General features: G+C 63.7%; 24 protein-coding genes and 2 tRNA genes. 15 read left to right on the top strand and 11 right to left on the bottom strand.

Annotated features, from left to right (window positions below; translation table 11 throughout):
* The first annotated feature begins 5 nt into the window (after positions 1-5).
* Entirely contained in the window at positions 6-1730 is a 1725-nt protein-coding gene (flaJ, locus tag J1N60_RS00375; RefSeq protein WP_312909746.1) for an archaellar assembly protein FlaJ, read from the top strand.
* A 169-nt stretch (positions 1731-1899) separates the two neighbouring features.
* Here the strand turns inward: flaJ and J1N60_RS00370 are convergent, their stop codons facing one another.
* The 3 genes from J1N60_RS00370 to J1N60_RS00360 form a co-directional block, all read right to left on the bottom strand.
* Positions 1900-2046, bottom strand: a complete 147-nt coding sequence (locus J1N60_RS00370; RefSeq protein WP_253430255.1) for a DUF1328 family protein — start codon at positions 2044-2046, stop codon at positions 1900-1902.
* A gap of 213 nt (positions 2047-2259) precedes the next feature.
* The gene (locus J1N60_RS00365) at positions 2260-3054 is read right to left on the bottom strand and encodes an NAD+ synthase (protein ID WP_312909743.1); all 795 of its coding nucleotides are present in this window, start codon (positions 3052-3054) and stop codon (positions 2260-2262) included.
* 364 nt (positions 3055-3418) lie between these two features.
* Positions 3419-3489: transfer RNA gene (locus J1N60_RS00360), tRNA-Gly, on the bottom strand.
* 98 nt (positions 3490-3587) lie between these two features.
* Between J1N60_RS00360 and hemC the strand changes: the two genes are divergently transcribed.
* Genes hemC through J1N60_RS00345 form a run of 3 tightly spaced genes read left to right on the top strand, consistent with a single transcriptional unit; the run spans position 3588 to position 6402 of the window.
* Positions 3588-4802, top strand: coding sequence for a hydroxymethylbilane synthase (hemC, locus tag J1N60_RS00355; RefSeq protein ID WP_312912628.1), 1215 nt, complete (start codon positions 3588-3590; stop codon positions 4800-4802).
* Positions 4795-5604: a uroporphyrinogen-III C-methyltransferase gene (cobA, locus tag J1N60_RS00350; protein ID WP_312909741.1), complete on the top strand. Its 810-nt coding sequence runs from the start codon at positions 4795-4797 to the stop codon at positions 5602-5604. Before hemC ends, cobA begins: the two co-directional genes overlap by 8 nt.
* Positions 5605-5607: 3 nt before the next feature.
* Positions 5608-6402, top strand: coding sequence for a uroporphyrinogen-III synthase (locus J1N60_RS00345; RefSeq protein ID WP_312909739.1), 795 nt, complete (start codon positions 5608-5610; stop codon positions 6400-6402).
* A gap of 33 nt (positions 6403-6435) precedes the next feature.
* Here the strand turns inward: J1N60_RS00345 and J1N60_RS00340 are convergent, their stop codons facing one another.
* Positions 6436-7767, bottom strand: a complete 1332-nt coding sequence (locus tag J1N60_RS00340) for a glycosyltransferase family 2 protein (RefSeq protein ID WP_312909737.1) — start codon at positions 7765-7767, stop codon at positions 6436-6438.
* A 112-nt stretch (positions 7768-7879) separates the two neighbouring features.
* Between J1N60_RS00340 and J1N60_RS00335 the strand changes: the two genes are divergently transcribed.
* Positions 7880-9037 (top strand): CapA family protein, encoded by a 1158-nt coding sequence (locus J1N60_RS00335; protein ID WP_312909735.1) that lies wholly within the window; start codon positions 7880-7882, stop codon positions 9035-9037.
* A gap of 428 nt (positions 9038-9465) precedes the next feature.
* Here J1N60_RS00335 and J1N60_RS00330 read toward each other — a convergent pair whose 3' ends face one another.
* Positions 9466-10590: a YhjD/YihY/BrkB family envelope integrity protein gene (locus J1N60_RS00330; RefSeq protein ID WP_312909733.1), complete on the bottom strand. Its 1125-nt coding sequence runs from the start codon at positions 10588-10590 to the stop codon at positions 9466-9468.
* Positions 10591-10710: 120 nt separating this feature from the next.
* Complete coding sequence (locus J1N60_RS00325; RefSeq protein ID WP_312912627.1) at positions 10711-12168, bottom strand: MATE family efflux transporter; 1458 nt, start codon at positions 12166-12168, stop codon at positions 10711-10713.
* Between the two features lie 444 nt (positions 12169-12612).
* On the opposite strand from J1N60_RS00325, the gene katG reads away from it, so the two are divergent.
* The 3 genes from katG to J1N60_RS00310 all read left to right on the top strand — a co-directional run bounded on the left by katG (position 12613) and on the right by J1N60_RS00310 (position 17073).
* Positions 12613-14796, top strand: coding sequence for a catalase/peroxidase HPI (gene katG / locus J1N60_RS00320; protein ID WP_312909732.1), 2184 nt, complete (start codon positions 12613-12615; stop codon positions 14794-14796).
* A gap of 1045 nt (positions 14797-15841) precedes the next feature.
* Entirely contained in the window at positions 15842-16141 is a 300-nt protein-coding gene (locus tag J1N60_RS00315) for a putative quinol monooxygenase (RefSeq protein WP_312909731.1), read from the top strand.
* Positions 16142-16827: 686 nt separating this feature from the next.
* Positions 16828-17073, top strand: a complete 246-nt coding sequence (locus J1N60_RS00310; protein WP_312909730.1) for a hypothetical protein — start codon at positions 16828-16830, stop codon at positions 17071-17073.
* A 93-nt stretch (positions 17074-17166) separates the two neighbouring features.
* Here J1N60_RS00310 and J1N60_RS20565 read toward each other — a convergent pair whose 3' ends face one another.
* Positions 17167-17445, bottom strand: a complete 279-nt coding sequence (locus J1N60_RS20565) for a DUF7344 domain-containing protein (protein ID WP_425499314.1) — start codon at positions 17443-17445, stop codon at positions 17167-17169.
* A gap of 359 nt (positions 17446-17804) precedes the next feature.
* Here J1N60_RS20565 and J1N60_RS00305 point away from each other — a divergent pair, with 359 nt between their 5' ends.
* The 4 genes from J1N60_RS00305 (at position 17805) to J1N60_RS00290 (ending at position 20788) form a co-directional block, all read left to right on the top strand.
* The gene (locus tag J1N60_RS00305; protein ID WP_312909729.1) at positions 17805-17972 is read left to right on the top strand and encodes a hypothetical protein; all 168 of its coding nucleotides are present in this window, start codon (positions 17805-17807) and stop codon (positions 17970-17972) included.
* Between the two features lie 126 nt (positions 17973-18098).
* Positions 18099-18284 carry a type II toxin-antitoxin system HicB family antitoxin gene (locus J1N60_RS00300; protein WP_312909728.1) on the top strand — a complete coding sequence of 62 codons (186 nt, stop codon included), beginning with the start codon at positions 18099-18101 and terminating at the stop codon, positions 18282-18284.
* Positions 18285-18622: 338 nt separating this feature from the next.
* Complete coding sequence (locus tag J1N60_RS00295; RefSeq protein WP_312909727.1) at positions 18623-19081, top strand: response regulator; 459 nt, start codon at positions 18623-18625, stop codon at positions 19079-19081.
* A 402-nt stretch (positions 19082-19483) separates the two neighbouring features.
* A complete protein-coding gene (locus tag J1N60_RS00290; protein WP_312909726.1) occupies positions 19484-20788 on the top strand; it encodes a 5'-deoxyadenosine deaminase in 1305 nt (434 codons plus the stop codon).
* A gap of 130 nt (positions 20789-20918) precedes the next feature.
* On the opposite strand, the gene J1N60_RS00285 is transcribed toward J1N60_RS00290, so the two are convergent.
* The gene (locus tag J1N60_RS00285) at positions 20919-21113 is read right to left on the bottom strand and encodes a XapX domain-containing protein (protein ID WP_312909725.1); all 195 of its coding nucleotides are present in this window, start codon (positions 21111-21113) and stop codon (positions 20919-20921) included.
* A 108-nt stretch (positions 21114-21221) separates the two neighbouring features.
* On the opposite strand from J1N60_RS00285, the gene J1N60_RS00280 reads away from it, so the two are divergent.
* Positions 21222-21446: a MarR family transcriptional regulator gene (locus tag J1N60_RS00280; protein WP_312909723.1), complete on the top strand. Its 225-nt coding sequence runs from the start codon at positions 21222-21224 to the stop codon at positions 21444-21446.
* A gap of 247 nt (positions 21447-21693) precedes the next feature.
* On the opposite strand, the gene J1N60_RS00275 is transcribed toward J1N60_RS00280, so the two are convergent.
* Positions 21694-22515, bottom strand: coding sequence for an HD domain-containing protein (locus J1N60_RS00275; RefSeq protein ID WP_312909722.1), 822 nt, complete (start codon positions 22513-22515; stop codon positions 21694-21696).
* A 348-nt stretch (positions 22516-22863) separates the two neighbouring features.
* Between J1N60_RS00275 and tatA the strand changes: the two genes are divergently transcribed.
* Positions 22864-23172, top strand: coding sequence for a twin-arginine translocase TatA/TatE family subunit (gene tatA / locus J1N60_RS00270; RefSeq protein ID WP_312909721.1), 309 nt, complete (start codon positions 22864-22866; stop codon positions 23170-23172).
* Positions 23173-23183: 11 nt separating this feature from the next.
* Positions 23184-23256 (top strand) — tRNA-Arg (locus J1N60_RS00265).
* A gap of 373 nt (positions 23257-23629) precedes the next feature.
* Here the strand turns inward: J1N60_RS00265 and J1N60_RS00260 are convergent.
* Both J1N60_RS00260 and J1N60_RS00255 read right to left on the bottom strand, forming a co-directional pair.
* Positions 23630-24313, bottom strand: a complete 684-nt coding sequence (locus tag J1N60_RS00260) for a DUF2238 domain-containing protein (RefSeq protein WP_312909720.1) — start codon at positions 24311-24313, stop codon at positions 23630-23632.
* 115 nt (positions 24314-24428) lie between these two features.
* Complete coding sequence (locus J1N60_RS00255) at positions 24429-25079, bottom strand: metal-dependent hydrolase (RefSeq protein ID WP_312909719.1); 651 nt, start codon at positions 25077-25079, stop codon at positions 24429-24431.
* Positions 25080-25208 lie beyond the last annotated feature (129 nt).

Genomic DNA, 25208 nt, shown 5'->3' with positions numbered 1-25208 from the left:
AAATCATGGCGACCGACACCCAGACTCAACCGCCCGACCTCTCCACTCGTTCGGCGCTGGCCTCGATCAACGCGGCCTACGAGACCATGGAGATGTCCGTCGAGCGGTACCTCCTGCTCGTCGTTCTCCCGGCATTTGTCATCTTCGTCGCGTCGGTCGTCGTGCCGTTCGTGCTCGGCTTTTCGCTCACGGTGTCGGTCCCCGCCGTCGTCTTCGGACTGTTCGCCGTCGTCGTCGCCGTCGTCTACCCGAAGATCGCCCAGGATCGCAGGCGCAAGGAGGTCCGCCAGCGCTTTCACCTCTTCCTGACGCACATCACCGTCCTCTCGACGACCAACGTCAACCGCGTCGAGGTGTTCCGCATCCTCGCGGAGGAAGACGAGTATCAGGCCATTGCCGAGGAGATGGGCCACCTCGTCGCGCTGGTCGACACCTGGAACCTGAGTCTCGACGACGCCTGCCGCATCCGGGCGAAACAGACCCAGAGTCCCCTGCTCTCGGACTTCCTCGAGCGACTGGCGTACACCGTCGGCGGCGGTCAGGAGATCAGCGACTTCTTGATGGACGAACAGGACACGATCATCCAGCAGTTCGTCACCCGCTACGAGGGCGACCTGACCAAACTCGACGTGATGAAAGAGCTGTACCTGTCGATGATGCTCTCGGTGGCGTTCGTCCTCGTGTTCGCCATCATCCTCCCGATCCTGATCGGGACGAGCCCGACCCTGCTCATCGCCGGAACGATCGTTATGTTCGGCTTCGTCCAGGCTGGCTTCGTCTACGCCGTCCACACCATCTCCCCGTACGACCCGCTCTGGTACATCGAGGAGACCGACGGCGAGGGGCCGCTCGTGCGCATTCCGCAGGCGCTCGTCATCGGCGTCGGCGCGAGCCTCCTGCTCTCCGTCCTCGTCATCGCCGTCGCCCTCGGATTCACGCCGCTCGCGTCGGATCGGATTCCGCTCCCGATCCTGGCGGCGATTCCAGTCACGCCGTTGTTGCTCCCCGGGTGGCGGATGCGCCAGGAGGAACAGAAGGTCAAGGACCGCGACAGCGAGTTTCCGAGTTTTATCCGTGCCCTCGGAGCCGTCGAGAGCGTCAAGCAGACCTCGACCGGGAGCGTCCTCGAGAGCCTCCGCCACAAGGACTTCGGCTCGCTGACGAAGAACGTCGACGCGCTCTACAAGCGGCTGAACATGCGGATCGACGACGTCCGATCCTGGCGACTGTTCGCCGCGGAGACGGGGTCGTATCTGATCCAGAAGTTCGGCGACATGTACGTCGTCGGCCGGCAGATGGGTGGTGACCCGAAGGTGCTCGGCCAGGTCATCAGCAAGAACCAGAACCAGGTGCTGAAGGTGCGCGAGAAGCGCCAGCAGGCGACGACTACGCTCATCGGCGTCCTCTACGGCATCACCGCCTCGAGCGTCTTCGCCTTCTTCATCGGCCTCGAGATCGTGGAGGTCATGATGGACATCACCGGGGAGATGGACCTGGATCAGCAACTCGTCGGTGACCTGCTCAACACCAGTCAGTACAACCTCGTCGTGATGGAGTACCTGCTGATCACGACGATCTTCATCAACGCTGCACTCTCCGCTATCATGATTCGGCTCACGGACCGGGGGCACATCCTCAGCGGGCTCGTCCACTTCGTGTTCATGTCCTGGCTGGGTGCCATCGTCGCCGCGATCACGACCTACGTCGTCAACGCGGTCGTCGCCGTCTGAGGGGCTCGCTCTCGTGTTCGTTCTCTTTCTCTATCGCTCGAGAGCGCCGACGCTCACGAGCACTCTACCTCGACGGAGAACAGCGGTCGCTGGCGATTGTCGCGTGCTGCGCCGAAGGGCGCCGACCACCCCGCTGGCGGCCGACCCCCGGCCCGGGACCGCCCCCGGGCTACAGTAACAGCGACGCCACGGCCAGTACCAGGAAGATCAGGACCAGCCACTTGGCGATGGTCATGCTCAGGCCTGCTACACCGCCTGCCCCGAGGGCGGCGGCGATCAGTGCTATCACGAAGAACAGCAGTGCCAGTTCGAGCATACCATCTATGCGAACCACGGATTTCTGCAAACCAGTGCGGCCTGCAGGTGCCACTAACTCACAAGGGGGGAGATAGTACGTGTCCAGTGACCGTCACGAACGATGACGATAACCGTTCTCGCTGTCGAGTAGCTGATTGCTCGTGGCTCGTGTAGCGGATTGCTCACGGCTCGGGTTCGAATACGATACGTTAGCGTGGCCGGCGAATGCCGATCACTCGAGCGGTTCCGGCGCGGGCGGAACCTGCCGTTTGTGCGCGCTGGCCTCGTACAACCCTCGGACCATCTCGACCGTTTCGGGGTCGGCCTCGAGGCGTCGAGCCGTCGCCGCGACCGAGAGCGGCCCGTCGACGTGGCTCACGAGAATCGCATCGAGGGTGTCGTAGTCGATGCCGAGTTCGTCCTCGTCGGTCTGGTCGGCCCAGAGCTCGGCCGTCGGCGTCTTCGTCACCAGGTCCTCTGGAGCGCCCAGGGCGCGGGCGAGCTGGCGAACCTGCTGTTTGTACAGGTTGCCGATCGGGTGGCAGTCGACCGCACCGTCGCCGTACTTCGTAAAGTAGCCCACGGCGGCCTCGCTGCGGTTGCCAGTCCCCAGCACCAGTCGCCCGTCGTGGTTCGCCACCAGGTAGTTGAACACCGCCCGAACGCGAGCGCGGGCGTTGCCGACCGCCAGGTGGTCGCCCTCGGCTTCGGGGTAGGCCGCGAGCAGCGCCTCGACGACGGGTTCGACTTCGATCACGTCGTAACTCATCTCGAGGTCCCGCGCTACCCGCTCGGCGTCGCTCATGTTGTCCTCGCTGCTGACGCGGGCGGGGAGCACGAGGCCGTGGACGCGCTCGGCGCCGAGGGCCTCGACGGCGAGGTAGGCGACGGTCGTGCTATCGATCCCGCCAGAGAGTCCGAGGACGACGCCGTCGACGCCCGCAGCCTCGACCTGGTCGCGGACGAACTGCACCATATGTTCGCGTCGCGCCTCGAGTTCCGCCTCCGAGAATCGAAGATCGATCATCGCGCGTGTGTTTGCTCGAGAGCGACTAATAGGCTCGCCTCGAGCGGGAAAAGTGGACGGGCGTCCGGTTTAGAGGGGGGTCGTGAGCGCTGCGTTCATCGTCTGTTCGTTCCCGGGCTCGTTCGGCGGTCTCGAGTCTTTACTATAACTATTGCATCTACTATACAACGTGCAATGTGGGGTTCCGATTCACGGAACTCGAGCGGTTGGGACTGCGTGCGTGGTCTCGAGAGATACGGGGGGTACCGGGTACTAGAACGCGCGGTCCGGGAATTAAACTTGATGGCGAGCCCTCACTCCGTTCGGCCTCGCGTAGTTCAATTCCGTCGTGCGATAGCTGTCGCTCACTTGCTCGCGACAGCAATGCGCGGTCCGGGAATTGAACCCGGGCTCTAAGCTTGGGAAGCTTATGTCCTACCACTGGACCAACCGCGCTCGCTCCACTCTACCACTTCCTCGTTTAAGTGCATTCCTTTCTACGTCACCGACTCGAGAGCGTGCGCTTTTCATACTCGAGGCTCGGACTCATGGATATGCGAACCAAGGGGACGGTCACACTGGCGACGCGAGGGTCCACCCTCGCCCGGCGTCAGGCGGACCTCGTGGGCGAGGCCCTCGAGAACCGCCGCTACGACGTCGCGTTCGAGACCGTCGAAACCACGGGCGACCAGCTACGAGACGAGTTGATCCATCGATTAGGGAAAACCGGCGCGTTCGTCCGCGAACTCGACGAGCGCGTGCTCGAGGGGAGCGCCGACGGCGCGGTCCACTCGATGAAGGACATGCCGACCGAACAGCCCAGCGACCTCGTCACCGCGGCGGTACCGGAACGCGCCCGACCTGGCGACGTGCTGGTGACTCCCGACGGAACGGGCCTCGAGGACCTCCCCGAAGGCGCTATTGTGGGAACCTCGAGCCTGCGCCGACGGGCCCAGCTCCTCTCGGAGCGCCCGGACCTCGAGGTCGAACCGATCCGCGGCAACGTGGACACCCGTCTCGAGAAGGTGCTGGCGCCGGCGCTCCGGGCCGAGCGCGAGGAGCGACGCGAGGCGGACAGCGAACGGAAGGGGAACGCGGGTAGCGATGGTGGGAGTTACAAGCCGTCGTACGACGACCGTGACGACTCTGGTGACGCCGACGACGACGGGAACGATGACGAGGCCGACGAGGTTACCACCGTCGACGACTGGCACGCGACCCTGACCGACCTCGAGCAACGCGCCCTCGGTCGCGACGTCGAAATCGCGTACGACGCGCTCGTCCTCGCCGAGGCCGGCCTCGAGCGCAGCGGACTGCACGAGTACGTCGAGTACCGGCGACTCTCTCCCCTGACGTTCGTCCCCGCACCCGGCCAGGGGGCACTCGCGGTGACGGCCGTCGACGGCGAGACCGCCCGCGAACTCAACGAGGTTCTCGACCATCCCCGGACCCGCGTCGAGACGACCGTCGAGCGGACGATCCTCGCGGAACTCGGCGGCGGCTGTATCGCCCCGGTGGGCATCTACGCCGTCCTCCAGGGGGAGTACGTCCACGCAAACGTGCAGGTGTTCGACCGGGACGGCCAGGAGTCGGTGACCGGCAGTCGCGACCTGCCGGTCGAACGCCACGCGGCGGCCGCCCGACAGTTCGCCCGCGACCTAGCCGAACGGGGCGCCGCCGAGTTGATCGAGGCCGCTCGAGACGGCGACGAGGGAGCAAACGAAGAGGGCGCAGCGGACGTCCAGACCGAAGAGGGCCGCGATGACTGAGGCCCAAGCCGAGGCCGACGTCGGCACCGTCTACCTCATCGGCAGCGGACCGGGCGATCCCGACCTGCTCACGGTGAAAGCGAAACGGCTGCTCGAGACCTGCGACGTCGTCCTCCACGACAAGTTGCCGGGCCCCGAGATCCTCGAGTCGCTCCCCGACGACGCCGAGGACGTGGGGAAACGCGCCGGCGGCGAGCGCACGTCACAGGCGGAGATCAACGAGCGACTGGTCGCGCTGGTCCGGGAGGGCAATGACGTCGCCCGCCTCAAGGGCGGCGACCCGTTCGTCTTCGGACGCGGCGGCGAGGAAGCGGAGTACCTCGCCGAGCACGGAATTCCGTTCGAGGTCGTCCCCGCGGTCACCTCGGCGGTCGCCGCGCCCGCCGTGGCCGGAATCCCGGTCACCCACCGCGACCACGCCTCCTCGGTGTCGTTCGTCACGGGCCACGAGGATCCCACGAAACCCGAGTCGGCCGTCGACTGGGAGGCGCTGGCTGCCACGGGCGGGACCATCGTCGTCCTGATGGGCGTCGGCCGCCTCCCCGACTACACCGCGGTCCTGCTCGAGGCCGGGCTGGCTCCCGAAACGCCCGTCGCCCTCGTCGAGCGCGGCACCTGGCCCGGTCAGCGGGTCGCGACGGGGACCCTCGAGACCATCGTCGACGTTCGCGACGAGGCCGGCATCGAACCGCCGGCGGTGACGGTTATCGGCGACGTCGCGGGCACGCGCGAGCGGGTGCTCGAGTTCCTGGCGAACGAGCAAGAGCGGGGCGGCGATCGGATCGAGAACGGGGGGAACTGAGCCGTGTGCGACTTCACCGTCGCCGTCTTCCGCCCCGACGACGACCGCCTCGAAGACGCCGTCGAGTTGCTCGAGTCCCTCGGCGCGACGCCCGTTCCCGACCCGATGCTGGCCGTCGAGCCGACTGGCGCGAGTCCGCGCGACGACGCGGATTACACGATCCTGACGAGCAAGACGGGGGCTGAACTCGTCGCTGGCGCCTACCCGGGTACCGACTCAGACGGTGTTGCCGACGGTGGCGCGCGAACGGACCGCTGGAACCCCGGCGAGGCTACCCTCTGCGCGGTCGGTCCGAAGACCGCCGACGCCCTCCGCGAACGGGGCTACGACCCCGAAATCGTCCCCCAAGAGTATACCTCGAGTGGCCTCGTGGCCGCCCTCGAGGACCGCGTCGACGGCGCTCGCGTCGAGGTCGCCCGGAGCGACCACGGAAGTCCGGTCCTGCTCGAGGGACTCGAGGCCGCCGGGGCTTACGTCCACGAGACCGTCCTCTACCGACTCGTCCGGCCCGAGGGGAGCGGCGACTCCACGGAACTCGCCGCTGCGGGGGGCCTCGACGTAGCCTGTTTCACCTCCTCGCTGACGGTCACCAACTGGCTCGAGGCCGCAGACGAGCGGGGAGTGAGAGACGCGGCGCTCGAGGGACTCTCGAACGCCACGGTCGGCGTCATCGGCGAGCCGACCGGCGAGACCGCAGTCGCGGCAGGAATCGACGTCGACCTGGTCGCGAGCGAGGCGACGTTCGAGACGCTGGCGACCGAGACGGTCGAACTGGCGGCGCCGACGTATTACGAGTGATCGGTCGTCACCGCCGTGGCCGACCGCAGCCGTTTACGCTCCTGCTTTCGTCACCCGGTACCACTCGCCATTCCAGCTGATCACGTACTCGAGGACGGCCTTGAGCGTCAGGACGCCGAAGGCGGGCACGACGAAGATGACGAAACAGGCGCTCCAGTGGAGTCCGTCGATGCGCCCGTCCTGAACGTCTCTGAGTGCGACGCCGCCGATCAGCGCTAGGAGGCAGGCCACGGGCACGAGCAGGGCCGATTCGGTGTCGAGCATGAGCAAGAGGGCGATTTTGCCGGCCAGCAAGAGGACGGCGAGGGTGCCCAGCAGGGCGGACGACAGGCGCCCGATTGAAACTAGGCCGCGCCGATCGATCCCCTCCGTGAGGGCCTCACGAAGCGTCCGGTGGAGCACCTCGACCTGGCCGACGCGCCAGCGCTTCCGTTGGCCCCACAGGTCCCGGAGGGTGTGCGGCGCCTCCATCGTGTTCGTCCACTGGCGCGCCTGCGTGACCGAACAGCCCGCTCGGTAGCAGTCGTGGGCGAACGCCAGGTCCTCGGTGAGCACGTCGTCGAAGCCGTCGACCCGGTCGAACGCCTTGCGGGTGAAGACGGTCGAGGAACTCCGGCAGTTCGCGAAGCCGAACAGTTCGACGAGCTTGTAGCTCGAGTGAAAGAGGACGCGCTCGCAGTACGCTAGCGTCTCGACGGGGCCGGTCGCTCGTGGAATGCGACGGCCCTGGAAGACGTCTGCATCGCCGCCGTCAGCCTCGTCCTCGTCCTCGTCATTGCCCTCGCCCTCGAGTTCGGCCATCGCCCGCGAGAGAAACGCCGGATCGACCCACTCGTCGGCGTCGAAGACCGCGAAGTGGTCGGCGTCGCTCTCGGCGACCGCCCAGTTGATCGCGCCCGCCTTCGAACCTGGACGGCCGTTGACGCCACAGCGAACGCGGTCGTGGCGGGCGGCCAGTCGGCGGGCCACCGACCCGGTGGGCTCGTCGTTCGGCTCGACGACGACCGTCACGGTCAGGCTCTCGTACTCGCTCTCGACCAGGCTCTCGACGCTGATCGGGAGCGTCTCCGCGTCCCCGTAGACGGGCACGATGGCCTCGAGCGGCGGTCCGTCGGTGATTCGTGGGTCGTCGTCGCGCGAGGACCATACTTCACGAACGAGCAGCGAGCCCGTTGCGAGGAGAAACGCCGTGAAGAGAGCGACCGCAGGGAGGGCCTCGAGGTAGACGACCTGGACGGTCACTAGCAGTACCTCGACGGTGACCGTCTGAATGTCCGCCCCCTGGTAGAGGCCAGCGAGGACCAGCGATCCGGTCCCGACTCCCGTCCCGAACCGTTCGATCACTCGAGAAATCGGGGAACCCATACGAGGCAACGTTCCAACCGACCCATCTTCAATATTATGAACGAGCGTTCACACTGCACGCAACCGTGCTCGAGGCTGAACGCTTTTATCCCTCCGCTCGGTTGGTCGAGCAATGGCGGAACGACGGGTGACGCGCCGACGAGCGGTCCTCGCGAGTGGCGGTGCGGTGGTGTTCTCGGGGTGTGTGTCGGTTCTCGATCGCGACCGTTCGGACGACGAGGGGGCGCGGGGTGGGAACGAGAACGGATCACGTAGCCAGGCGAAGACAGGCCAGGGACGAACCCACATCGGTTTCGTGGGCGACGTCATGCTGGCACGAGGCGTCGAGGCCGAACACGCCGATGGCGACCCGTCCGACCCCTGGGAAGCCGTCCTCCCGTACCTCGAGTCGCTCGACGGCCTGGTCGGGAACCTCGAGTGCTGTCTCTCGACTCGCGGCGAGCGGTTTCCCGACCGGGCGTTCTACTTCCGGGCGGACCCGTCGTGGGCGGCGCCGGCGCTCTCGCGGGCCGGATTCGACGCGCTCTCGCTCGCGAACAACCACCTGCTCGATTACGGTCCGACGGCGCTGCTCGACACGCTCGAGGCGCTCGACGTCGAGGGAATCGCCCACGCCGGCGCAGGCGAGGCGCCCGAAGACGCCTACGCGCCGACGCACGTCTCCGTCGACGGGGTCGACCTCGCCGTCGTCTCCATCGCTGACCACTTCCAGTCCTACGGCGTCACCGACGACCGACCAGGGACGGCCTACCTCGAGTGTGATCCGACGGAGGCCCGGACCCGGGTCCGGCTGCGGGAGGCGCTCTCGCAGGCGAGAGCGTTCGATTCCGGCCCGGACCTCGTCGTCGTCTCGGTTCACTGGGGGCCGAACTGGGTCGAGTACCCCGAAACGAGGTATCGAAAGTTCGCTCGCTACCTGATCGATTCGGGCGCCGACGTTGTCCACGGTCACAGCGCCCACGTCTTCCAGGGTGTCGAGACCTACAACCGCGGCGTCATCCTCCACGACACGGGCGACTTCGTCGACGACTACGTGGTCAAGGAGGAACTGCGAAACGACCGCAGTTACTGCTTCGAACTCGTCCTCGAGGCGGGCGAACTCGAGGCGGTCCGACTGGTCCCCATCGAAATCGACGACTGTCGAGTCCACCACGCGAGCGACGACGCGGCCGACTGGGCACGAGACACTATGCGCGAGCGCTCCGACCCGTTCGAAACCGACTTCGAACGCGACGACGACGCGCTGATGGTCACGCTCGAGCAGGACTGACGGACTCGCGGTGTCACTCTCGAAATCGCGTGTGACGAGTAATACTATACTTTCTATAGTATTTCTCGCTCGAGCGTTCTTCGACAGGTTTCAACGGTCAGAAACGCGTGCTGGCCGGAAACACGTCGGTCGGAAACGCACGCAGTCCGGAAGCACATATTGGCCGGAAGCACGCGCTCGCGATCGCGAGCGCGTGTGACCCGGGGAAGGGCAGGCGTCTCGGCGCGGTTCGAGGGTCAGTTGGCGACAGCAGCCCGACCTGGGGCCGGTCGACCCGACCGCGAGGACCCTGTTCCGCCTCGAGCGTACCGCGATCACATCTGCCGCGACCACTGCGCCCGCGCTCGGCTCGACCTCGAGAGTCGACGGATCGGCGCCGCAATCGGCCGTGTTCTCGAGAAGTCCGTACCAGTGTCCTCTGGAGGGACTCAGGAGTCGCGTGACCGCCGGACGGTACCCACCTTCAACGTCTCGACCCGTCTCAGCGCCGCTATCAGCGCCTGTCGCCAGGGCGGCTCCTCCCGGCGCTCGAGTTCTCGCCGGAGTTCCTCGTTCTCGCGCTCGAGCCGGTCGACCGTCGCCGCGAGCCGATCGACGCGGGTCTCGAGGTCGCTCCGGCGTGACCGCTGGGCGCGCAATGTCGACCGAAGCTGATCGCGCTCACGTGCGAGTCGATCTCGTTGCTGTTCGAGTTGCTCGAGCTCCCGCTCGCGGGTGACCTGCCTGGCGGGTGCTCGATCGAGGTCGTTTTCGCCGTCGTCCTCGAGGGTGAGTCGTCCCGCCGTCGTCGCGTTGACGACCGCGCCGACGAGCAACACCAGGCCACCGAAGTACAGCCAGGTCAGAAGCAGGAGGATGGCACCGATCGCCCCAGCGGAGTCGGTGCTGCTCGAGAGGGCGACGTACACCTGGAACAGCGCCTGGAGCGCCGCCCAGCCGACGGCAGCGACGACGACCCCCGGGAGGATCTCGCGGACGCCGACGTCGACGTCGGGGAAGAAGTAGTACATCGGGAGGAACGCGAGCGTGAACCCGACGACCAGCATGAGTGGGTTTGCAATCCCGAGCAGCGGACTGTCGGGGAGGTACGCGAAGACCGCCGTCGCGACCACAGCGGCGAGCAGTGCGAGCCCGATCGCGGCGAAGACGACGAACGCGTCGCGGAGTTGCTCGAAAAAACTGTTCTCCGCGGCCGACTCGTAGATCTCCGAGAACGCGGTGTCGAGGCCGCGGAAGATCTTCAGCGACCCCCACACCAGCGTCACGAGGCCGATGATCGACGCGCCCGTGCTCTCTGCGGAGCCGGCGATCGCCTCCTCGAGCAGCATCTGGCCGCTCTCCGGGAGGACGCCTTCGGTCGTCGCGGCGACCTGTTCGGCGAGCTGTTCGTCACCGGCGATCGAGACGAGGAAGAACACGAGGACGAGCAGCGGGATCAGCGAAATGAACGCCTGGTAGGCGATACTCGCCGCCATGAACGTCACGTTCTTCTGCTGGATGCCAGCGACGACGTCCTTTCCCGTCGATATCCTGCGGCGAACGTCGAGAGCCATATCTATAGACGGACGCACCACAGCGCCGTCGATAACGGGTTTGCTTGCACGCGTTCTGCGCTCGAGCGTCGCCGGTGCGGCGGTTACTGTTCGACACGAACGCCTCGAACGCCTCGAGCGCTACTCGGCCGGCGCGTCAGAATCCCGGTCGACGTCCGTCGCGTCCGCTCCGCTCGTCGGCGCTCGAGGTCCACCCGCGTCGCCCTCGACGATCGCCTCGCGCCAGGTCCCGAGCCGGAACCAGACCACGGCGACGACGAACGTGGCGCCCATGCCGACGGAGAACGCCCACCAGATGCCGTCGACGCCCCACTCGAGCCCCGAGACCGTGATGCCGAGGCCGGGGACCGTCACCGTCCAGGCGAACGCGAGCACGAGCGCGACGGGGACGCGAAAGACCCAGCGCGAGAGCATCGAGAGCGCCATCGCCTCGCGCGTGTTCCCGGCGCCACGGAACGCGCCCTGAATGACCATCACGCCGGCGAAAACCGCCCAGAAGGGAGCGTTGATCCGGATGAAGATGATCCCCTCGGCGATCACGTCAGGGTCGTCGACGAAGATGCCCATCGCCTGGGCAGGGAAGGCGAAGACGATCGCGGCGACCACGAAGATGAATCCGATCGTTCCCGCCGTCGCCGTCTTCGCGACGGTCGCCGCCCGATCGGGCGTCCGCGCGCCGAGGTTCTGGCCGACGCCGGTCGCGGTCGCGTCGCCGACGGCGCCCGCGACGGACCACGTCACGGACATGAGCCGGACGACGATTCCGTAGGCGGCGGTTGGCGTCGCGCCGAAGCGGGCGACGAACGCGGCCATCGCGACCGACGCGAAGCTTCGCGCCCAGCCGTCGAACGTGGCCGGGTAGCCGACGTCGATCAATCGGCGCTGGATCGTCAGGTTCGGTGTGAGGTCCCGAAGGCGGAGTCGAACTCCGTAGCGGCCGTCGAGGAGGATGGCGATTCCAGCGACGCCGGCGACCGCTCGAGCGACGAACGTCGCCACGGCTGCGCCCCGGGTACCCCACGCGGGGAACGGACCCCAGCCCAGGATGAGGAACGGGTCCAGGACGACGTTCAGCCCGGCCGATATCAGGACCAGCCACATCGCCGTCTTCGTGTCGCCGGCGCCCTGCAGGGACGACCGGAACGCGAAGAAGAGGAAGGTGAGTGGGAGTGCGAGGAAGATCACCTCGATGTACGCCAGCGCCTCGACGAAAACCTGATCGCGTGCGCCGATGAGCTGGAGTAACGGTCGCCGGAACGTCAGGCCAACCGTTGCCAGGAGGCCAGAGACGACCACCGCGAGGAGGATAGTCTGGCCGACGACCCGGTCGGCCGCGCGCTGGTCGCCGGCACCGACGTGCTGGGAGACGAGAGCGATAGTCGCCGCCGTCAGCCCCATCGCCGTCGAGACGAACATCCACGACAGTGGAAACATCAGCGAGACGGCCGCAACCGCTTCCGAACTGACGCGCCCGACCCAGAACATGTCCGCGAGGTTGTAGACGGTCTGCAGGAGGTTGCCGAGGACCAGTGGCCAGGCCAGTCGCGCGAGCTTCGGTGGGATCGACCCGGTCGTCATGTCGATCCCTTTTCGGGCTTCGACCTCGACTTCGGCGTCGCTGGAACGGGAACCGGACCCGGCCTCGAGCGAGGTCTCTTCGTCGCCGCTCGTCGACGAGACGGACTCGGGCACGTCGTCGCCGTCGCCGTCGCCGTCGTCTGCCCCCGGAGATACCACGTCGGTGATTCTCCTCGGAGGAGCATCAAAAGGACTCCCGTCTCGTTCGGCGTTGCCGGCTTCTGGGCACGGGTTGGGACACAATTCCTCCTTACGAAGTCAGCCAGGACCGACCGGGGCTGGTAACTCGCGATTATTCCCTGGCTGCGATGGTCGGAGTGGACGCACAGCGCAAATTCATCGTTGACGGCGGATTTGCAAATTCGAAATATTGCTTTGGCTGCAACGAAGAGTTCCTTATCGGTTTAGACAATCTTATTAGGCGAAAGTAGCAATTACCGGGTGATGACGAGGTCCAACCAAGACTGGTGGCCGAACCAGTTGAACCTGAAGATTCTCGACCAGAACGCCCGCGACGCCGGTCCGATGGGCGAGGAGTTCGACTACGCCGAGGCGTTCCAGGAACTCGACCTCGAGGCCGTGAAGGCGGACCTCGAGGACGTGATGACGACGTCGGAGGACTGGTGGCCGGCCGACTACGGTCACTACGGGCCGCTCTTTATTCGAATGGCCTGGCACAGCGCCGGCACGTACCGTACCAGCGACGGTCGCGGCGGTGCCTCCGGCGGCACGCAACGGTTCGCCCCGCTCAACAGCTGGCCCGACAACGCGAACCTCGACAAGGCCCGTCGGCTGCTCTGGCCGGTCAAACAGAAGTACGGCGAGAAGCTCTCGTGGGCCGACCTGATCGTTCTGGCCGGAAACGTCGCTCTCGAGTCGATGGGCTTCGAGACGTTCGGCTTCGCCGGCGGACGTGAGGACGCCTACGAACCCGACGAGGCCGTCGACTGGGGGCCCGAAACCGAGTGGGAAGCGTCCGAGCGCTTCAGCGGCGACGACGAACTCGCAGAGCCCCTCGCCGCCACCGTGATGGGGCTCATCTACGTGAACCCGGAGGGTCCGGACGGCGAGCCGGATCCTGAGAAGTCGGCGGAACGGATTCGCGAATCCTTCGGTCGAATGGCGATGAACGACGAGGAGACGGCCGCGCTCATCGCCGGCGGGCACACCTTCGGGAAGGTCCACGGCGCCGACGACCCCAACGAACACGTCGGTCCCGAGCCCGAGGCGGCCCCCATCGACCAGCAGGGGCTGGGCTGGGAGAGCAGCCACGGCTCCGGGAAGGGCGCCGACACGATCACCAGCGGGATCGAGGGCCCGTGGAACGCCACGCCGACCCAGTGGGACATGGGCTACATCGACAACCTGCTCGAGTACACGTGGTGGCCCGAGAAGGGCCCCGGCGGCGCCTGGCAGTGGACCACGCAGAACGGCGAACTCGACGGCGCCGCACCCGGTGCCGAGGAGCCGTCCGAGAAGGAGGACGTGATGATGCTGACGACGGACGTCGCCCTGAAGCGCGACCCCGACTACCGGGAAATCCTCGAGCGCTTCCAGGAGAACCCCGACGAGTTCCAGGACGCCTTCGCGAAGGCGTGGTACAAACTGATCCACCGCGACATGGGCCCGCCGGTGCGGTTCCTCGGTCCGGAGGTTCCTGACGAGGAGATGTTGTGGCAGGACCCCGTCCCCGACGTCGACCACGACCTGATCGGCGAAGCGGAGATCGACGACCTGAAGGAGACGATCCTCGCGTCGGATCTCTCGGTGTCACAGCTCGCCAAGACCGCCTGGGCGGCGGCGTCGACCTACCGCGACAGCGACAAACGCGGCGGCGCCAACGGTGCCCGTATCCGCCTCGAGCCCCAGCGGAGCTGGGAGGTCAACGAGCCCGAAGCGCTGGAGACGGTGCTCTCGACGCTCGAGGAAATTCGCAAGGAGTTCAACGGCTCGCGATCCGACGACGTGCGCGTCTCGCTGGCCGACCTGATCGTGCTGGGCGGCAACGCGGCCGTCGAGCAGGCCGCGGCCAAGGCCGGCTACGACGTGGACGTGCCGTTCGAACCGGGCCGTACCGACGCCACGCAGGAACAGACCGACGTCGAGTCCTTCGAGGCGCTCGAGCCAGAAGCCGATGGATTCCGCAACTATCTCGGCGAGGGCCACGACCGGTCGGCGGAGGAGTTGCTGGTCGACAAGGCCGACCTCCTGGACCTGACGGCGCCCGAGATGACGGTGCTCGTCGGCGGCATGCGCGCGCTGGGCGCGAACTACAAGAACTCCGACCTCGGCGTCTTCACCGACCGACCGGAGACGTTGACCAACGACTTCTTCGACACCGTCCTCTCCATGGACTACGAGTGGGAAGCCGTCTCGGACGCGGATTCCCAGGACGTCCTCGAGTGGGAGGCGCCCTCGGAGGGCCACGACATCTACGAGTTGCGCGACCGCGAGACGGGTGACGTCGAGTGGGCGGGGACCCGCGTGGATCTGATCTTCGGTTCGAACGCCCGCCTTCGCGCCATCTCGGACGTCTACGGGTCTGACGACGGCGAGGAGAAGTTCGTGCACGACTTCGTCGAGACGTGGGGCAACGTGATGCACCTCGATCGCTTCGACCTCGAGTGATGACGGCTACAGGTCTAGGTCGGTAGTCATGCCAGCCGTGTAGACGGCGCACGACGCCTCCCCAACGTGAACAGAGCGAGACGACATCGCTGAATCCTCAGCTTTTGAGAAGATCTGTCTGCGATCGTATTGGCCAAAACAGCTGGTGGTCATAACCACGACAGCTGTCCGGAAGATGTGTGTAGAAGTGGTCTATGGACGAACCTAGGAAAAGATCTTGGAGTGGGCGATTATCGCTCGAGATAGCGTCCAGGACAGAGTGAGGCGTGAGCAGGAGAAAGGGAGTGGCCCGAAAAGCGAGGCAAATCACGCTCTCAAAAAGTTCATAATCGGTTTCCCTCTTGCGTTTTCCGAGTTGGCGGTAACCAGGAAGAGAAACGCTACGAAGATAGCCTCGAACCGATTTCGCGAAATTGGATTCGGCGGTTTAGAGCCTTCTACGGAGGGATCTCACTCAGCCACTCGAGTCGAGCGTGTGGCCGTCCAGCCTCCAATTCAAAAGTTCATAATCGGTTCCCTGCTATCGGTTTTGGGTACTAGACGACGCTCGAATTTCCGAACAGGTTGAGACCTCTCTCGAGAAGGGAAACACACCATAGAGCGCGTCTCGAACCAGTTATGCACGTTTGACGCCTCGAGTTTTGCATCTGCTCAGCGAGTACCGATCACCAAATAAACCTCGCTCGCCCATCAGCCCCGGCAATCACCGGAATATACGTGAATGCTCCCTAATTGCCTCGAGAAGCCTCCTACTCGACGATTGGGATACAAACTCTGCTCTCGAGGGAGATCCTCATCGTGCAACCTTTCCTAGACGATCTTCATAATCGGCCCTCGAAACAGAGACCAAACCTACTCTTCCGGACGTAGAACCCGATTATGAACCATCGGAAACGCGACTAGTACGTTTTGTTGTACTCCTTAGTAGATTACAAGAGTTGCCTGCTGCATAGAGAGGATGAATCCAACTCGGGGGAGCCTGTTCTACCGTAGTTCGTGCTATCTTTATGCGCCTGCGAATCCTCCATTATAGTTGGTGTAGAAAATGACGTACCTGCTTGGAAAAGCCTCTGTGGAGGACTTTGATGCGTGGAAATCGGCGTTCGACCGGTTCGAGTCCTTCCGGACTGACCATGGACAACAGGGATATCAAGTCTATCAGGATGTGGACGATCCAAATGAAGTCGTCGTCCTCTTCGAATGGGAAGACGACAAAGACCCCCGTGCGTTCTTTGCCTCCGAGGAGATGCGTGAGCGATTGGCAGAGGCAGGCGTGAAGGGCCGCCCTGAAACGACTGAGCTCAAGTTTATCGATCAGAAGTCAACTCAGCACCCGTCTGCGTAAATCCACAGACGGGTGCATCTGCCCCTTTTGTTCGACGATAGCATCACTGCCCATTTAGTGTTTCCAACCGGTGAAGGTATCTCCACGAGCTATTTGCGCTGTGTATGCAGCATCAGCCTAACAGACTATCGTGACACTGTCAGTTCGGGGCTGCTGCATACAGAGCATGAGTTCATCACGCCGACTCTTTGTTCCACACAGAAAATGGTGAATCACCCACTCACTATTCGTCTGTAATGAAGCCCTGAAATTGCCGGGTTCACACTTTATCCTATCACACGAAACGGTCTCTACTACGGCCTGGAAGTGTAACAATATGAGTAACACTGGTAAGGAAGATACTCGGACGATAGCGCTCTGTACGACGTGCGGCTCAATGTACGCCGCACGAGAGGAACCCGATGGAACGGTCCTCCCAATCGGGAGGAACGGCTGTTCATGTGAAGATGCGACGTTCAAAAAATTAGCACATTCGAAGACCGAGAACGATGAGAGCGTCTCGGCTGATGAACCTGAGTGATCAGTACCGCCCTAACTGGAGCCGACGAGCCCACGAGGTCGGCTCAGTCACTCTTTTTGGCGCACCGGCGCGCCACTTCGACGGCGCCTCGCCTGTTCTGGCCGATGGTCTCCCTTTTTGACCGTGGCCGAAATAATCAATTGTCTGTGGCGTTGAATGGCAGTATATGAGTGGGGTTCGAAGACTTAGAGAAGACGAGGTAATGATTGAGCGAGGTGGGGTTTATACCCACGACAAGTACGGCAAGGTCACCATAACCGGGATCTGGAAAGGGGTTTCGAGCATCAACAGAACCCGTGACCTCACCGAAGACGACACTGTCGTCGTGAATTACGTGGTCGAGGGTCCGACCCCGGTCGATCTGGCCGATACGCTGGACGAGTTTCTCGAGGCCATCGACGTCACACCCTGACCCGGTGATTCGTCGTTCAAGACACCTTACGGAGCCCGTGACCCCTAGGTGTGCGCCTACGACTGGGCCTCTTTAGGGCAAGGAATGACGACCTCATCGGCCTGGTCGTCGAGGGGATTCATGAACCGGTTGGAGGTCGTCAAATCTTCGCCCCTTTGTTACTCTGCTCGTCTCTGGGTCCCAGTCGATGAAGCCGTAATCATCCAGGAGGGGGAGGTGCTTGTGGTGCAACGCGATTTCGAGATCTCTCCGTCCCTCCCCGTCATTGAGAATGGCCTCGGGGACCTGGACGCCACCCGCTGGCTGGTTGTGCAATTCGGCCAGGACTCGGCGACGTGGAGCAGCGGACAATGCCGTGAAGAGTCGGTCCATCGAGTCTTTTTTTCCGCCGTTACCACGAAAAGGGAGTCGCCGAAATATTTTGGCTAAAGGCACTTAGGAATCAAGAAAAGCGGAGGGTATGGAATCGACGTCAGTCGATCGGGGTGATTATTTCAGCGACCAATCGCGAAGTATGCGAGTCGAGAGTTGCTCCGTTATCTCGAGCCGTGACCTCATCGCACTACCACCGGCGCCCCCGACACCGACACCGTCGTTCATGTTCCTTATCCAATAACTGCTATCTGGGAAGTCTCGCGAGCGTCCACTTGTCGGCCCGCCCGAGAGGTTCGCCCTACGGTGGTAGATATTCATCCGACTATTTTTATCGGATCGGGCGGCCAGCCCAGCTGATGCGCCACCCCCAGGACGACCTGCTGGTCGTCGAGACCCTCGTCGAGTACGCCCACGATCATGTGGACGCCGAGCCCGGGCGGGCCGATCAGGCCTGGGCGCTCGCGGACGAGCTGGCCGCCAGCCACGGCCTCACTCTCGAGGATGCCGTCCGCCAGATCGAGTAACGCCGCGAACCGACCCAGCTGCCCCCACGCGCTCGAAGTCGGGCTCCCCCACGTCGCAGAAGCTTTCCGTTGACCACAGTCATCACAGGTATAGGGACGCGATCACGACGGAAGTCAGCCGACGAGATGGCCACGCTCACCCACAAGGGCGATTGGTACGTTGCGACTGACGAGACGACCGGGATCGCCAGCCAGGGCGAGACGAAAGCAAAGGCCCTCGAGAACTTGGCCGAGGCGCTCGAGCTTCACGGCCGTTCAGTGCCGGAGGATGCTGAGGACCTGGAGCCGTCTTCGGCGCCGTGGATCGACTGATTTCACTTTTCTGGCTCTGTTGAAACCCTCAGCCGTTGATGGGAACCGGGTACTGAACGTGCATTATTCGCGCCCTGTATCTTGCAGCGGTTCGACTAACTACCGAACCGCTGCCAAAAGCGGCGTGCAAGATACAGAGGATGGATGCAGCACGGCCCGTTTATTTATTTCACCATCTCAGGAAGAAACCCAACCACTCTATCAGATACAAACTTATTGATATGTTTAATAACGAGATGGAATAGAGGTGGTTGTGAAGCGAGAAGAGCGGTACGAGAACCGTGGGATACGGTCTCTCGATACAAATATTTATGTCCGCCCTATCCGGACATAGTTTAATGGCCCGATCACAAGAGGATGTGGCTCAATCCCGGACTATTCTGCTTGTAGAGGATAATCTGGGGGATGCTCGCCTCGTAGAGGAGGTGTGTAGCGACTTGGGTTTCGGGGACTTGCTCCACATTGTCTCAACTGGGTCGGATGCGCTTGACTTTGTGAACCAGCGCGGTGAATACGCTGACGTTCCACGAACGGATCTCATCGCTCTCGACTGGCATCTTCCGGGTATGGATGGTAAAAAAGTATTAGACCAACTGAACAATAACCCGGCTCACATCCATATCCCCATTATTGTGATAACCGGGACGCTGTCCGAACAAGAAGTCCGCGAAGTGTATGCATCGAATGCGAACGCCTGTATTTCAAAACCGGCAGGGCCCGACGAATTGGAAGAGACCATTCGAGCGTTTGAAGCGTTCTGGTTATCAACCGCAAGGCTTCCCAGCGTCGGTGATTGAAAGGAGTAATGCGATGGCCACCCAATAACCGTTTCTACGGGCCCCTTCTGCCAATCGAAACGTGGTAAGTCGTTCACCTCTACTGAGTGATCACGACCATCGTATATTGAGCTAGATTTCGTGCGACATTCGCGCTCTGTATTCAGCCCAGTCGCTAAATCCTATCACTATTCGAGGAATTCAACGATACTCGGGGCGCGGAAATCCCTCGAGCAGTCGGGCTTTTCCGACTGTGCCAATGTTTTCGGGTCGAATAATTCGAGAGTCCCTCGAGACGGGTGACCTTTCGTCGCAATTCGCGTACTCCTCGCCGCCATCACTTTCGCCCACCCCAGGCGCTATCGTCGCTCCTCGAGAGAGAACGCCATAGCTAAGGCGGCGGCGACGCTACCCGGTGTCGGTATGTTGATCGCCGGAACGGTCGTCGTCGACGCCGAGACGGTCATCCAGGACGGAGCCGTCGTCGTCGAGGGCGATCGAATCGTCGCCGTCGGCCCTCGAACCGAGTGTCTCGAACTGTACCCTGACCACGAGCGTCACACCTGTGACATCGTGGCTCCGGGGACCGTCGGTGCGCACGTCCACTCCGTCCAGAGCCTCGGCCGCGGCATCGCGGACGACACGGAACTGCTGGAGTGGCTCTTCGAGTACGTGCTCCCCATGGAAGCCGAACTGGACCCGGAGGCGATGCGCGTCGCCGCCGAACTCGGTTACCTCGAGTTGCTCGAGAGCGGGACGACGACCTGCATCGACCACCTCTCAGTTCGTCACGCGGAGGAGGCTTTCGAGGCCGCACGCGACATGGGCATCCGGGCGCGCCTCGGCAAAGTCATGATGGACACCGAGTCCCCGTCCGGCCTACTCGAGGACACCGACGAGGCGTTAGCCGAGAGCGAACGCCTCATCCGGCGCTACCACGGGGTCGACGGTGGCCGAATCCAGTACGCGGTCACCCCCCGATTCGCCGTGAGCTGCACCGAGGAGTGTCTGCGAGGGGCGAGACGGCTGGCCGACAGCTACGACGGCGTTCGCATCCACACCCACGCGAGCGAGAACCGTGGCGAAATCGCCGCGGTCGAGGAGCGGACCGGGTTGCGAAACGTCCACTGGCTGGACGAAGTCGGTCTCACCGGCGAGGACGTTGTTCTCGCCCACTGTGTCTGGACCGACGACTCCGAACGCGAAGTGCTGGCCGAGACGGGAACCAACGTCACCTACTGCCCGTCGTCGAACATGAAGCTGGCGAGCGGCGTCGCGCCCATCGTCGACTATCTCGAGCGCGGGATCAACGTCGCGCTGGGCAACGACGGGCCGCCGTGTAACAACACGCTCGATCCGTTCACCGAGATGCGGCAGGCGTCCCTGCTCCAGAAGGTCGAGGCCCTCGAGCCCCGAGCACTCCCCGCGGAGACGGTCTTCGAGATGGCGACGGTCAACGGCGCGAGGGCTGCGGGATTCGACCGCGTCGGCAAACTCCGCGAGGGGTGGAAAGCGGACGTAATCGGCCTGCGAACGGACCTGACGCGGGCTACACCGATCCACGACGTGCTCTCGCACCTCGTGTTCGCCGCCCATGGCGACGACGTAACGTTCACGATGGTCGACGGCGAGGTCCGGTTGCGAGACGGGGAGGCGGTCGGTATCGACGCCGAACGGCTTCGTGCCCGCGCGGCCGAAATCGCGTCGGGACTCGAGGCGGCGCCGTAGCGGGCCGGACGTCAATCACTCGCTAGAACTGCGTCCGCTCCGCTCGCGGTCGGTGACGAGGTGCCAACAGCAATCGAACCCACAGCCTACGCGTCGTCTCGATCACGGACTCGATCTGTGCCATGCACGCCTACAATCCGAGTGTTTCGATCACGGTCGCGCCGAGTCCGGCCGTCTCTACGAACTTGTAGCCGAGGTAGATGCCCACGATGCCCAGTAGTCCGGGGAGCTCGGGCGGGGCCGGAATCGGCACGTCGACCAGCGCGAAGAACGCTCCGGTCAGGAATCCCGTCAGCAGCCCCAGCGCGATAAGCTTGACTGTCATACCGGACACCGGGTCGGCGGTACCAAAAAGGGCTCTGAGTCTGGTCCGACGAGTTTCGTCAATTGTCGATACGAGGTTTTAATATCGTCGAACACTCGAGCCTGTAGTATGCAAACCGACGTTCGACAGCAGTCCCCGGTGGCGGTCCCACCGGATATCGAATCGGCGCAGGCGAAACTCATCTACCTCTCGCTCGCCGTCTGGGAGGGAACGTCCGTCGATGACCTCTGTACGGAACTCGACGTTGAGAAAGGCGCCGCGCTCTCGATCCTCGGAACGCTCAGGGAGCGCGGCCACGTCGAACGCCTCGACGGTCGATATCGCGTCTGCTGATCCCGCTCGTTTTGGAGCAGCTGCGTCCCGTCGTGCCGCCTCGACGACCGTCGATATCGGGCGTGGAGGTGATCCACTACGCCCGGCAGAAACAGGACCAGCGCCGGCGACGTACAGGAAATCGAGCATCGTCGGCCGACGGAGGACTGTCGGCGGCGAAAACACTCGAGGTCGCGAGCGATCCCTGAAAACGACACCCCGGATGATCAGTCTGTTGCTGCCCCCCTCGTTCGTGGCAGTCTGGCGGTCAGAGTTCGATGCGTTCGACCAGCTGTTCGCGGTTCTCGTTCGTGTTCACGGCGACGATCCGGATCTCGTCCTCGAGGCCCGAGCCCTTGAGCTTGGCCTTTAGCAGGTTGTCGACCTGGTAGACGCCGGCGGCGTTGGTCATCGCGATCTCGACCATCACGGGGCTGGATTCGCCCTCGTGAAGCGACACGCGGCTGATCGCCTGGCTCGAGAGCGTGTTGATCCCGCGGCCACCCTGTTCGTACGGAATCCGCGAGCGGCCCCGTTCCATGTCGAGGGCGTCAGAAACCCGGATGACGCCAGCCTCGGTCGTCAGGGGCTTTTCGGCCGTGTGGTGACAGAGAATCGCGTGCAGGACCTCGCCCTTCACGCGGACGCGCTCGGCGACGTCGTAGAACTCCGGCAAGATCCGGTCGAGAATGTCGGCGGCTAGCGGGATCGAGTAGTAGACGTGGTCGGCTCGGTGGACGACGTGACCGACGTCGTGGAGCGTGGCCGCCAGCGCGATGATCACGGCTTCGTCGGCCTCCTCGAGGCCCTGTTGTCTGGCCCCGTTGAAGTCGACGTCGCCCGCTTTCAGCAGGTCGTAGAGACAAAGTGCCCGGTTTCGAACGATCTCGATGTGTTTCGACCCGTGGTCGTTGTACCGTTTGCGGTCGACCGCGTTGACGTTCTGGGCCTCGAGGTAGGTCTGGATTTCCTCGTCGGCCTCGACGAACTCGAGTACTGCGTTCAGTTTTTCGTCGGGAAAGTGGTGGTCGTCGTCCGGATCGTAGACGCGGCCATTGGAGGGACTCTCGACGTGTTCGCTATCGGTCATAGCCTAGCCGTCGTCGGGGAGGCAAAAAAGCCCTCCGCTGGCAGCGTGTACGGGCGACTCGTGGTCGTCGTTGACTCGCGGACGTCCCGAACGTCGGTGCGTCACGCCGCTCCCGCAGGGGTGGTCTCGATGGTGAGAATCGTTCGGCCGGGCCGACGGTCGTCGCTGGTGCCGAGGTGACGGAATTAACCGGTCATACCAACTACGGGCAAGCCAACGGTGGAGATGTCCCATTTGGGCCCACTGAACTGGCCGTATAGCGCCTCTCGAGTCCTTTTGTGGCTTTCTGTGGCTTCACTTGCCGGTCCAAAAAGGTTATAATTGCCAGCGGGTAATCTGCGGACAGAGATGGTAGCCGAAATCGCACCGCTTGTCATCCCCGGCGTCCCCGGGGGTCCGGAACTCCTGATCATCCTCTTCATCGCCATTTTGCTCTTTGGGGCGAACAAGATCCCCAAACTGGCACGGTCGACCGGAGAGGCCATGGGGGAGTTCAAGAAGGGTCAGGAAAAGGTCGAGAAAGAACTCGAGGAAATGCGCGAGACGGGGAACTACGACGACGAGGAAGAGGAGTTCGTCGACACGGAGCCCGTCACGGCTGAAGACGAGGAGACGGAAACCGAGACGGAAACGGAAACCGAAACGGAAGCCAACTAATATTTTTCTCGGGGCGAGTGGCCTAGCGGAGAGGGCAGGAGGTTCCTAACCTTCTGATCGCGGGTTCGAATCCCGTCTCGCCCGTTTTCCTGTGAGCGTCAGCGAGCAGTGGAAACGGCACAGCGGATTCGAATCAGACTGAGGTTCTGCGAGCGGAGTGAGCAAGTTCTCAGACGTGGTTCGAATCCCGTCTCGCCCGTCAACCTGCCGAGTGACGCGAGGCCGTTGACGAATATCGTCGAGGTCCAGTTCGTCGTCTCCGAGCAGCGAGGTGGGACGTCCGGTGATCGGACGGACGCGGTCCCGAGGAGCGACGAACGACGTTCGACACCACGACCCGTCACGCTGGCAGACGGGTAGTCGACACGTCTCCGGCCGATTCCGGCCACTCATAGCCAAGGGTAGGGGTAGGAGGTCCGACCGTTTCGGTCACTGTGGACAGAATTTAGGCGCTCGATCACGACTCTCCGCTCCGTGCGTCGAGGCCGAGAACGACGAGTGCGACGGCGAACACCAGTACGCTGGCTCCTAACACCGTCACGCCCTGGGACTCGAGCGACCGGTCGGCGACCGATACGAACACTCGCAGATCGAAGAGTACGACCAGTAGCGCCCCGAGCACGTCGAAGACCAGGTCGAACGCCGTATCACGCCAGCCGTAGTGGACGAGGACGGGTTCGACGTCGTACTGATTTCCCACCCGACGTGCGAGGAGTTCGAACAGTTCCCACAACACGCCAACGATGAACGTGACGCCGATGGTCAGGAGCCCGATTCGCCACCACCCGAGCGCAGGGGTCAGTACCAGGAATCCGGCGTAGACCAGCGCCGCGACGAGGGCGGCGGACACCAGGTGAGTGAGGTGATCCCACCACCAGACCGAATCGTACGGACCCAGCATCCCGACGGCGTGTAAGAATCCCGCGACGGCGACCCAGAGGGGCAGGTCCGTTCCGAACGCGATGGATCCGTCGAAGCCGGCTTCCGCGACGTACTCGACGGCCGCCGGAACCAGTGTGACGGCGAACGACACGAGCGCGTTCGTGGCGGCGGCGACGTCCTGGCGACGCAGCGCTTCCAGTAAGATGACGAGGATCCCGACCTGGAACGAAACGAGCGCAACGGTCATCCACCCGGTCATCACGAACGCCTCGCTGAAGACTGACGCCGAGTTGGCATGATTCTTTGGTCGTTTCTACGAGATCTCGCGCCCTTGCTATATTTTCTCTAGCGAAAACGAGGCTCCCTACTCGAGGCTACCGAGACTGCGTCGAACCGCGTTCCGCGTTGAGATCCAGATAGCGGGCTGGAACGTACGCCAGGACGCGACTCGAGGCGTTCGGGACCACGAGGTCGCCGATCAGTCGGCTGGCGACTGCGGGCAGGATCCGTCGAACGGCCGCGTACGCGACCGCGATACCCAGGAACGCGATCACGAGCCACTCGATCGCACCCTCGAGGGCGACCACGAGCGGAACGGCAAGGGCGACCGACAGCGCCAGATCCTCCGGCGACCCGTCGTAGCGGACCCAGCGACGTGGGGCGATCCACCGGCGGTTGTGGTGGTCGTAGACGGCTCGACTCGAGGTGGCTTCCCACGGTCGAAGCTCCAGGCCGCCACCGAAGACGTCGGCGACGCTGTGGGTGGCGGCGCCGAGCAGGAACCACGCGACGGCGGTCGTGGCAGGCGTCGGCCACAGGGCGGCGACCGAAACGGCGACGGCGGCGGCTCCCGGGTAGTACACCGGGTAGTGGAGCGTCTTCCGGTGGCCTGTGTACAGATCCAGGTCCGGAACGACCCCGCCGAGAAACCCGGCGAGCAGAGCCACAGGGGCGAATTCGGGGAACACGAGTGCGTACGGGAGGGCGATCACCATCCCCGCGAACGCGTGGGTCGGCAGCATCATTTTGTCGTCTGTGAGGAGACACGACAGTATGAATCCGTCGCCCGTCTCGAGATTGCGGATACGTCCACTTTTCCGCCGTGGTCACGGTCGCTGTCATCGCGAACGGTCAGCCCTCGCCATCCCAGCAGT

Source organism: Natronosalvus caseinilyticus, from assembly GCF_017357105.1.
In the GTDB taxonomy this organism is placed as follows: domain Archaea; phylum Halobacteriota; class Halobacteria; order Halobacteriales; family Natrialbaceae; genus Natronosalvus; species Natronosalvus caseinilyticus.
This window is presented reverse-complemented; position numbering and strand designations above follow the sequence as displayed.

What these genes read in the sequence shown, in the direction of transcription:
- J1N60_RS00305 (WP_312909729.1), top strand. Translation starts at nt 17,805, where the DNA reads ATGCGCCACCCCCAGGACGACCTGCTGGTCGTCGAGACCCTCGTCGAG.
- J1N60_RS00315 (WP_312909731.1), top strand. Translation starts at nt 15,842, where the DNA reads ATGACGTACCTGCTTGGAAAAGCCTCTGTGGAGGACTTTGATGCGTGG.
- J1N60_RS00280 (WP_312909723.1), top strand. Translation starts at nt 21,222, where the DNA reads ATGCAAACCGACGTTCGACAGCAGTCCCCGGTGGCGGTCCCACCGGAT.
- J1N60_RS00260 (WP_312909720.1), bottom strand. Translation starts at nt 24,313, where the DNA reads ATGACCGGGTGGATGACCGTTGCGCTCGTTTCGTTCCAGGTCGGGATC.
- J1N60_RS00340 (WP_312909737.1), bottom strand. Translation starts at nt 7,767, where the DNA reads ATGGGTTCCCCGATTTCTCGAGTGATCGAACGGTTCGGGACGGGAGTC.
- katG (WP_312909732.1), top strand. Translation starts at nt 12,613, where the DNA reads ATGACGAGGTCCAACCAAGACTGGTGGCCGAACCAGTTGAACCTGAAG.
- cobA (WP_312909741.1), top strand. Translation starts at nt 4,795, where the DNA reads ATGACTGAGGCCCAAGCCGAGGCCGACGTCGGCACCGTCTACCTCATC.
- J1N60_RS00295 (WP_312909727.1), top strand. Translation starts at nt 18,623, where the DNA reads ATGGCCCGATCACAAGAGGATGTGGCTCAATCCCGGACTATTCTGCTT.
- flaJ (WP_312909746.1), top strand. Translation starts at nt 6, where the DNA reads ATGGCGACCGACACCCAGACTCAACCGCCCGACCTCTCCACTCGTTCG.
- J1N60_RS00325 (WP_312912627.1), bottom strand. Translation starts at nt 12,168, where the DNA reads ATGACGACCGGGTCGATCCCACCGAAGCTCGCGCGACTGGCCTGGCCA.
- J1N60_RS00290 (WP_312909726.1), top strand. Translation starts at nt 19,484, where the DNA reads ATGTTGATCGCCGGAACGGTCGTCGTCGACGCCGAGACGGTCATCCAG.
- J1N60_RS00275 (WP_312909722.1), bottom strand. Translation starts at nt 22,515, where the DNA reads ATGACCGATAGCGAACACGTCGAGAGTCCCTCCAATGGCCGCGTCTAC.
- J1N60_RS00330 (WP_312909733.1), bottom strand. Translation starts at nt 10,590, where the DNA reads ATGGCTCTCGACGTTCGCCGCAGGATATCGACGGGAAAGGACGTCGTC.
- J1N60_RS00300 (WP_312909728.1), top strand. Translation starts at nt 18,099, where the DNA reads ATGGCCACGCTCACCCACAAGGGCGATTGGTACGTTGCGACTGACGAG.
- J1N60_RS00365 (WP_312909743.1), bottom strand. Translation starts at nt 3,054, where the DNA reads ATGATCGATCTTCGATTCTCGGAGGCGGAACTCGAGGCGCGACGCGAA.
- J1N60_RS00370 (WP_253430255.1), bottom strand. Translation starts at nt 2,046, where the DNA reads ATGCTCGAACTGGCACTGCTGTTCTTCGTGATAGCACTGATCGCCGCC.
- J1N60_RS00310 (WP_312909730.1), top strand. Translation starts at nt 16,828, where the DNA reads ATGAGTGGGGTTCGAAGACTTAGAGAAGACGAGGTAATGATTGAGCGA.
- hemC (WP_312912628.1), top strand. Translation starts at nt 3,588, where the DNA reads ATGCGAACCAAGGGGACGGTCACACTGGCGACGCGAGGGTCCACCCTC.
- J1N60_RS00285 (WP_312909725.1), bottom strand. Translation starts at nt 21,113, where the DNA reads ATGACAGTCAAGCTTATCGCGCTGGGGCTGCTGACGGGATTCCTGACC.
- J1N60_RS00335 (WP_312909735.1), top strand. Translation starts at nt 7,880, where the DNA reads ATGGCGGAACGACGGGTGACGCGCCGACGAGCGGTCCTCGCGAGTGGC.
- J1N60_RS00255 (WP_312909719.1), bottom strand. Translation starts at nt 25,079, where the DNA reads ATGATGCTGCCGACCCACGCGTTCGCGGGGATGGTGATCGCCCTCCCG.
- J1N60_RS20565 (WP_425499314.1), bottom strand. Translation starts at nt 17,445, where the DNA reads ATGGACCGACTCTTCACGGCATTGTCCGCTGCTCCACGTCGCCGAGTC.
- tatA (WP_312909721.1), top strand. Translation starts at nt 22,864, where the DNA reads ATGGTAGCCGAAATCGCACCGCTTGTCATCCCCGGCGTCCCCGGGGGT.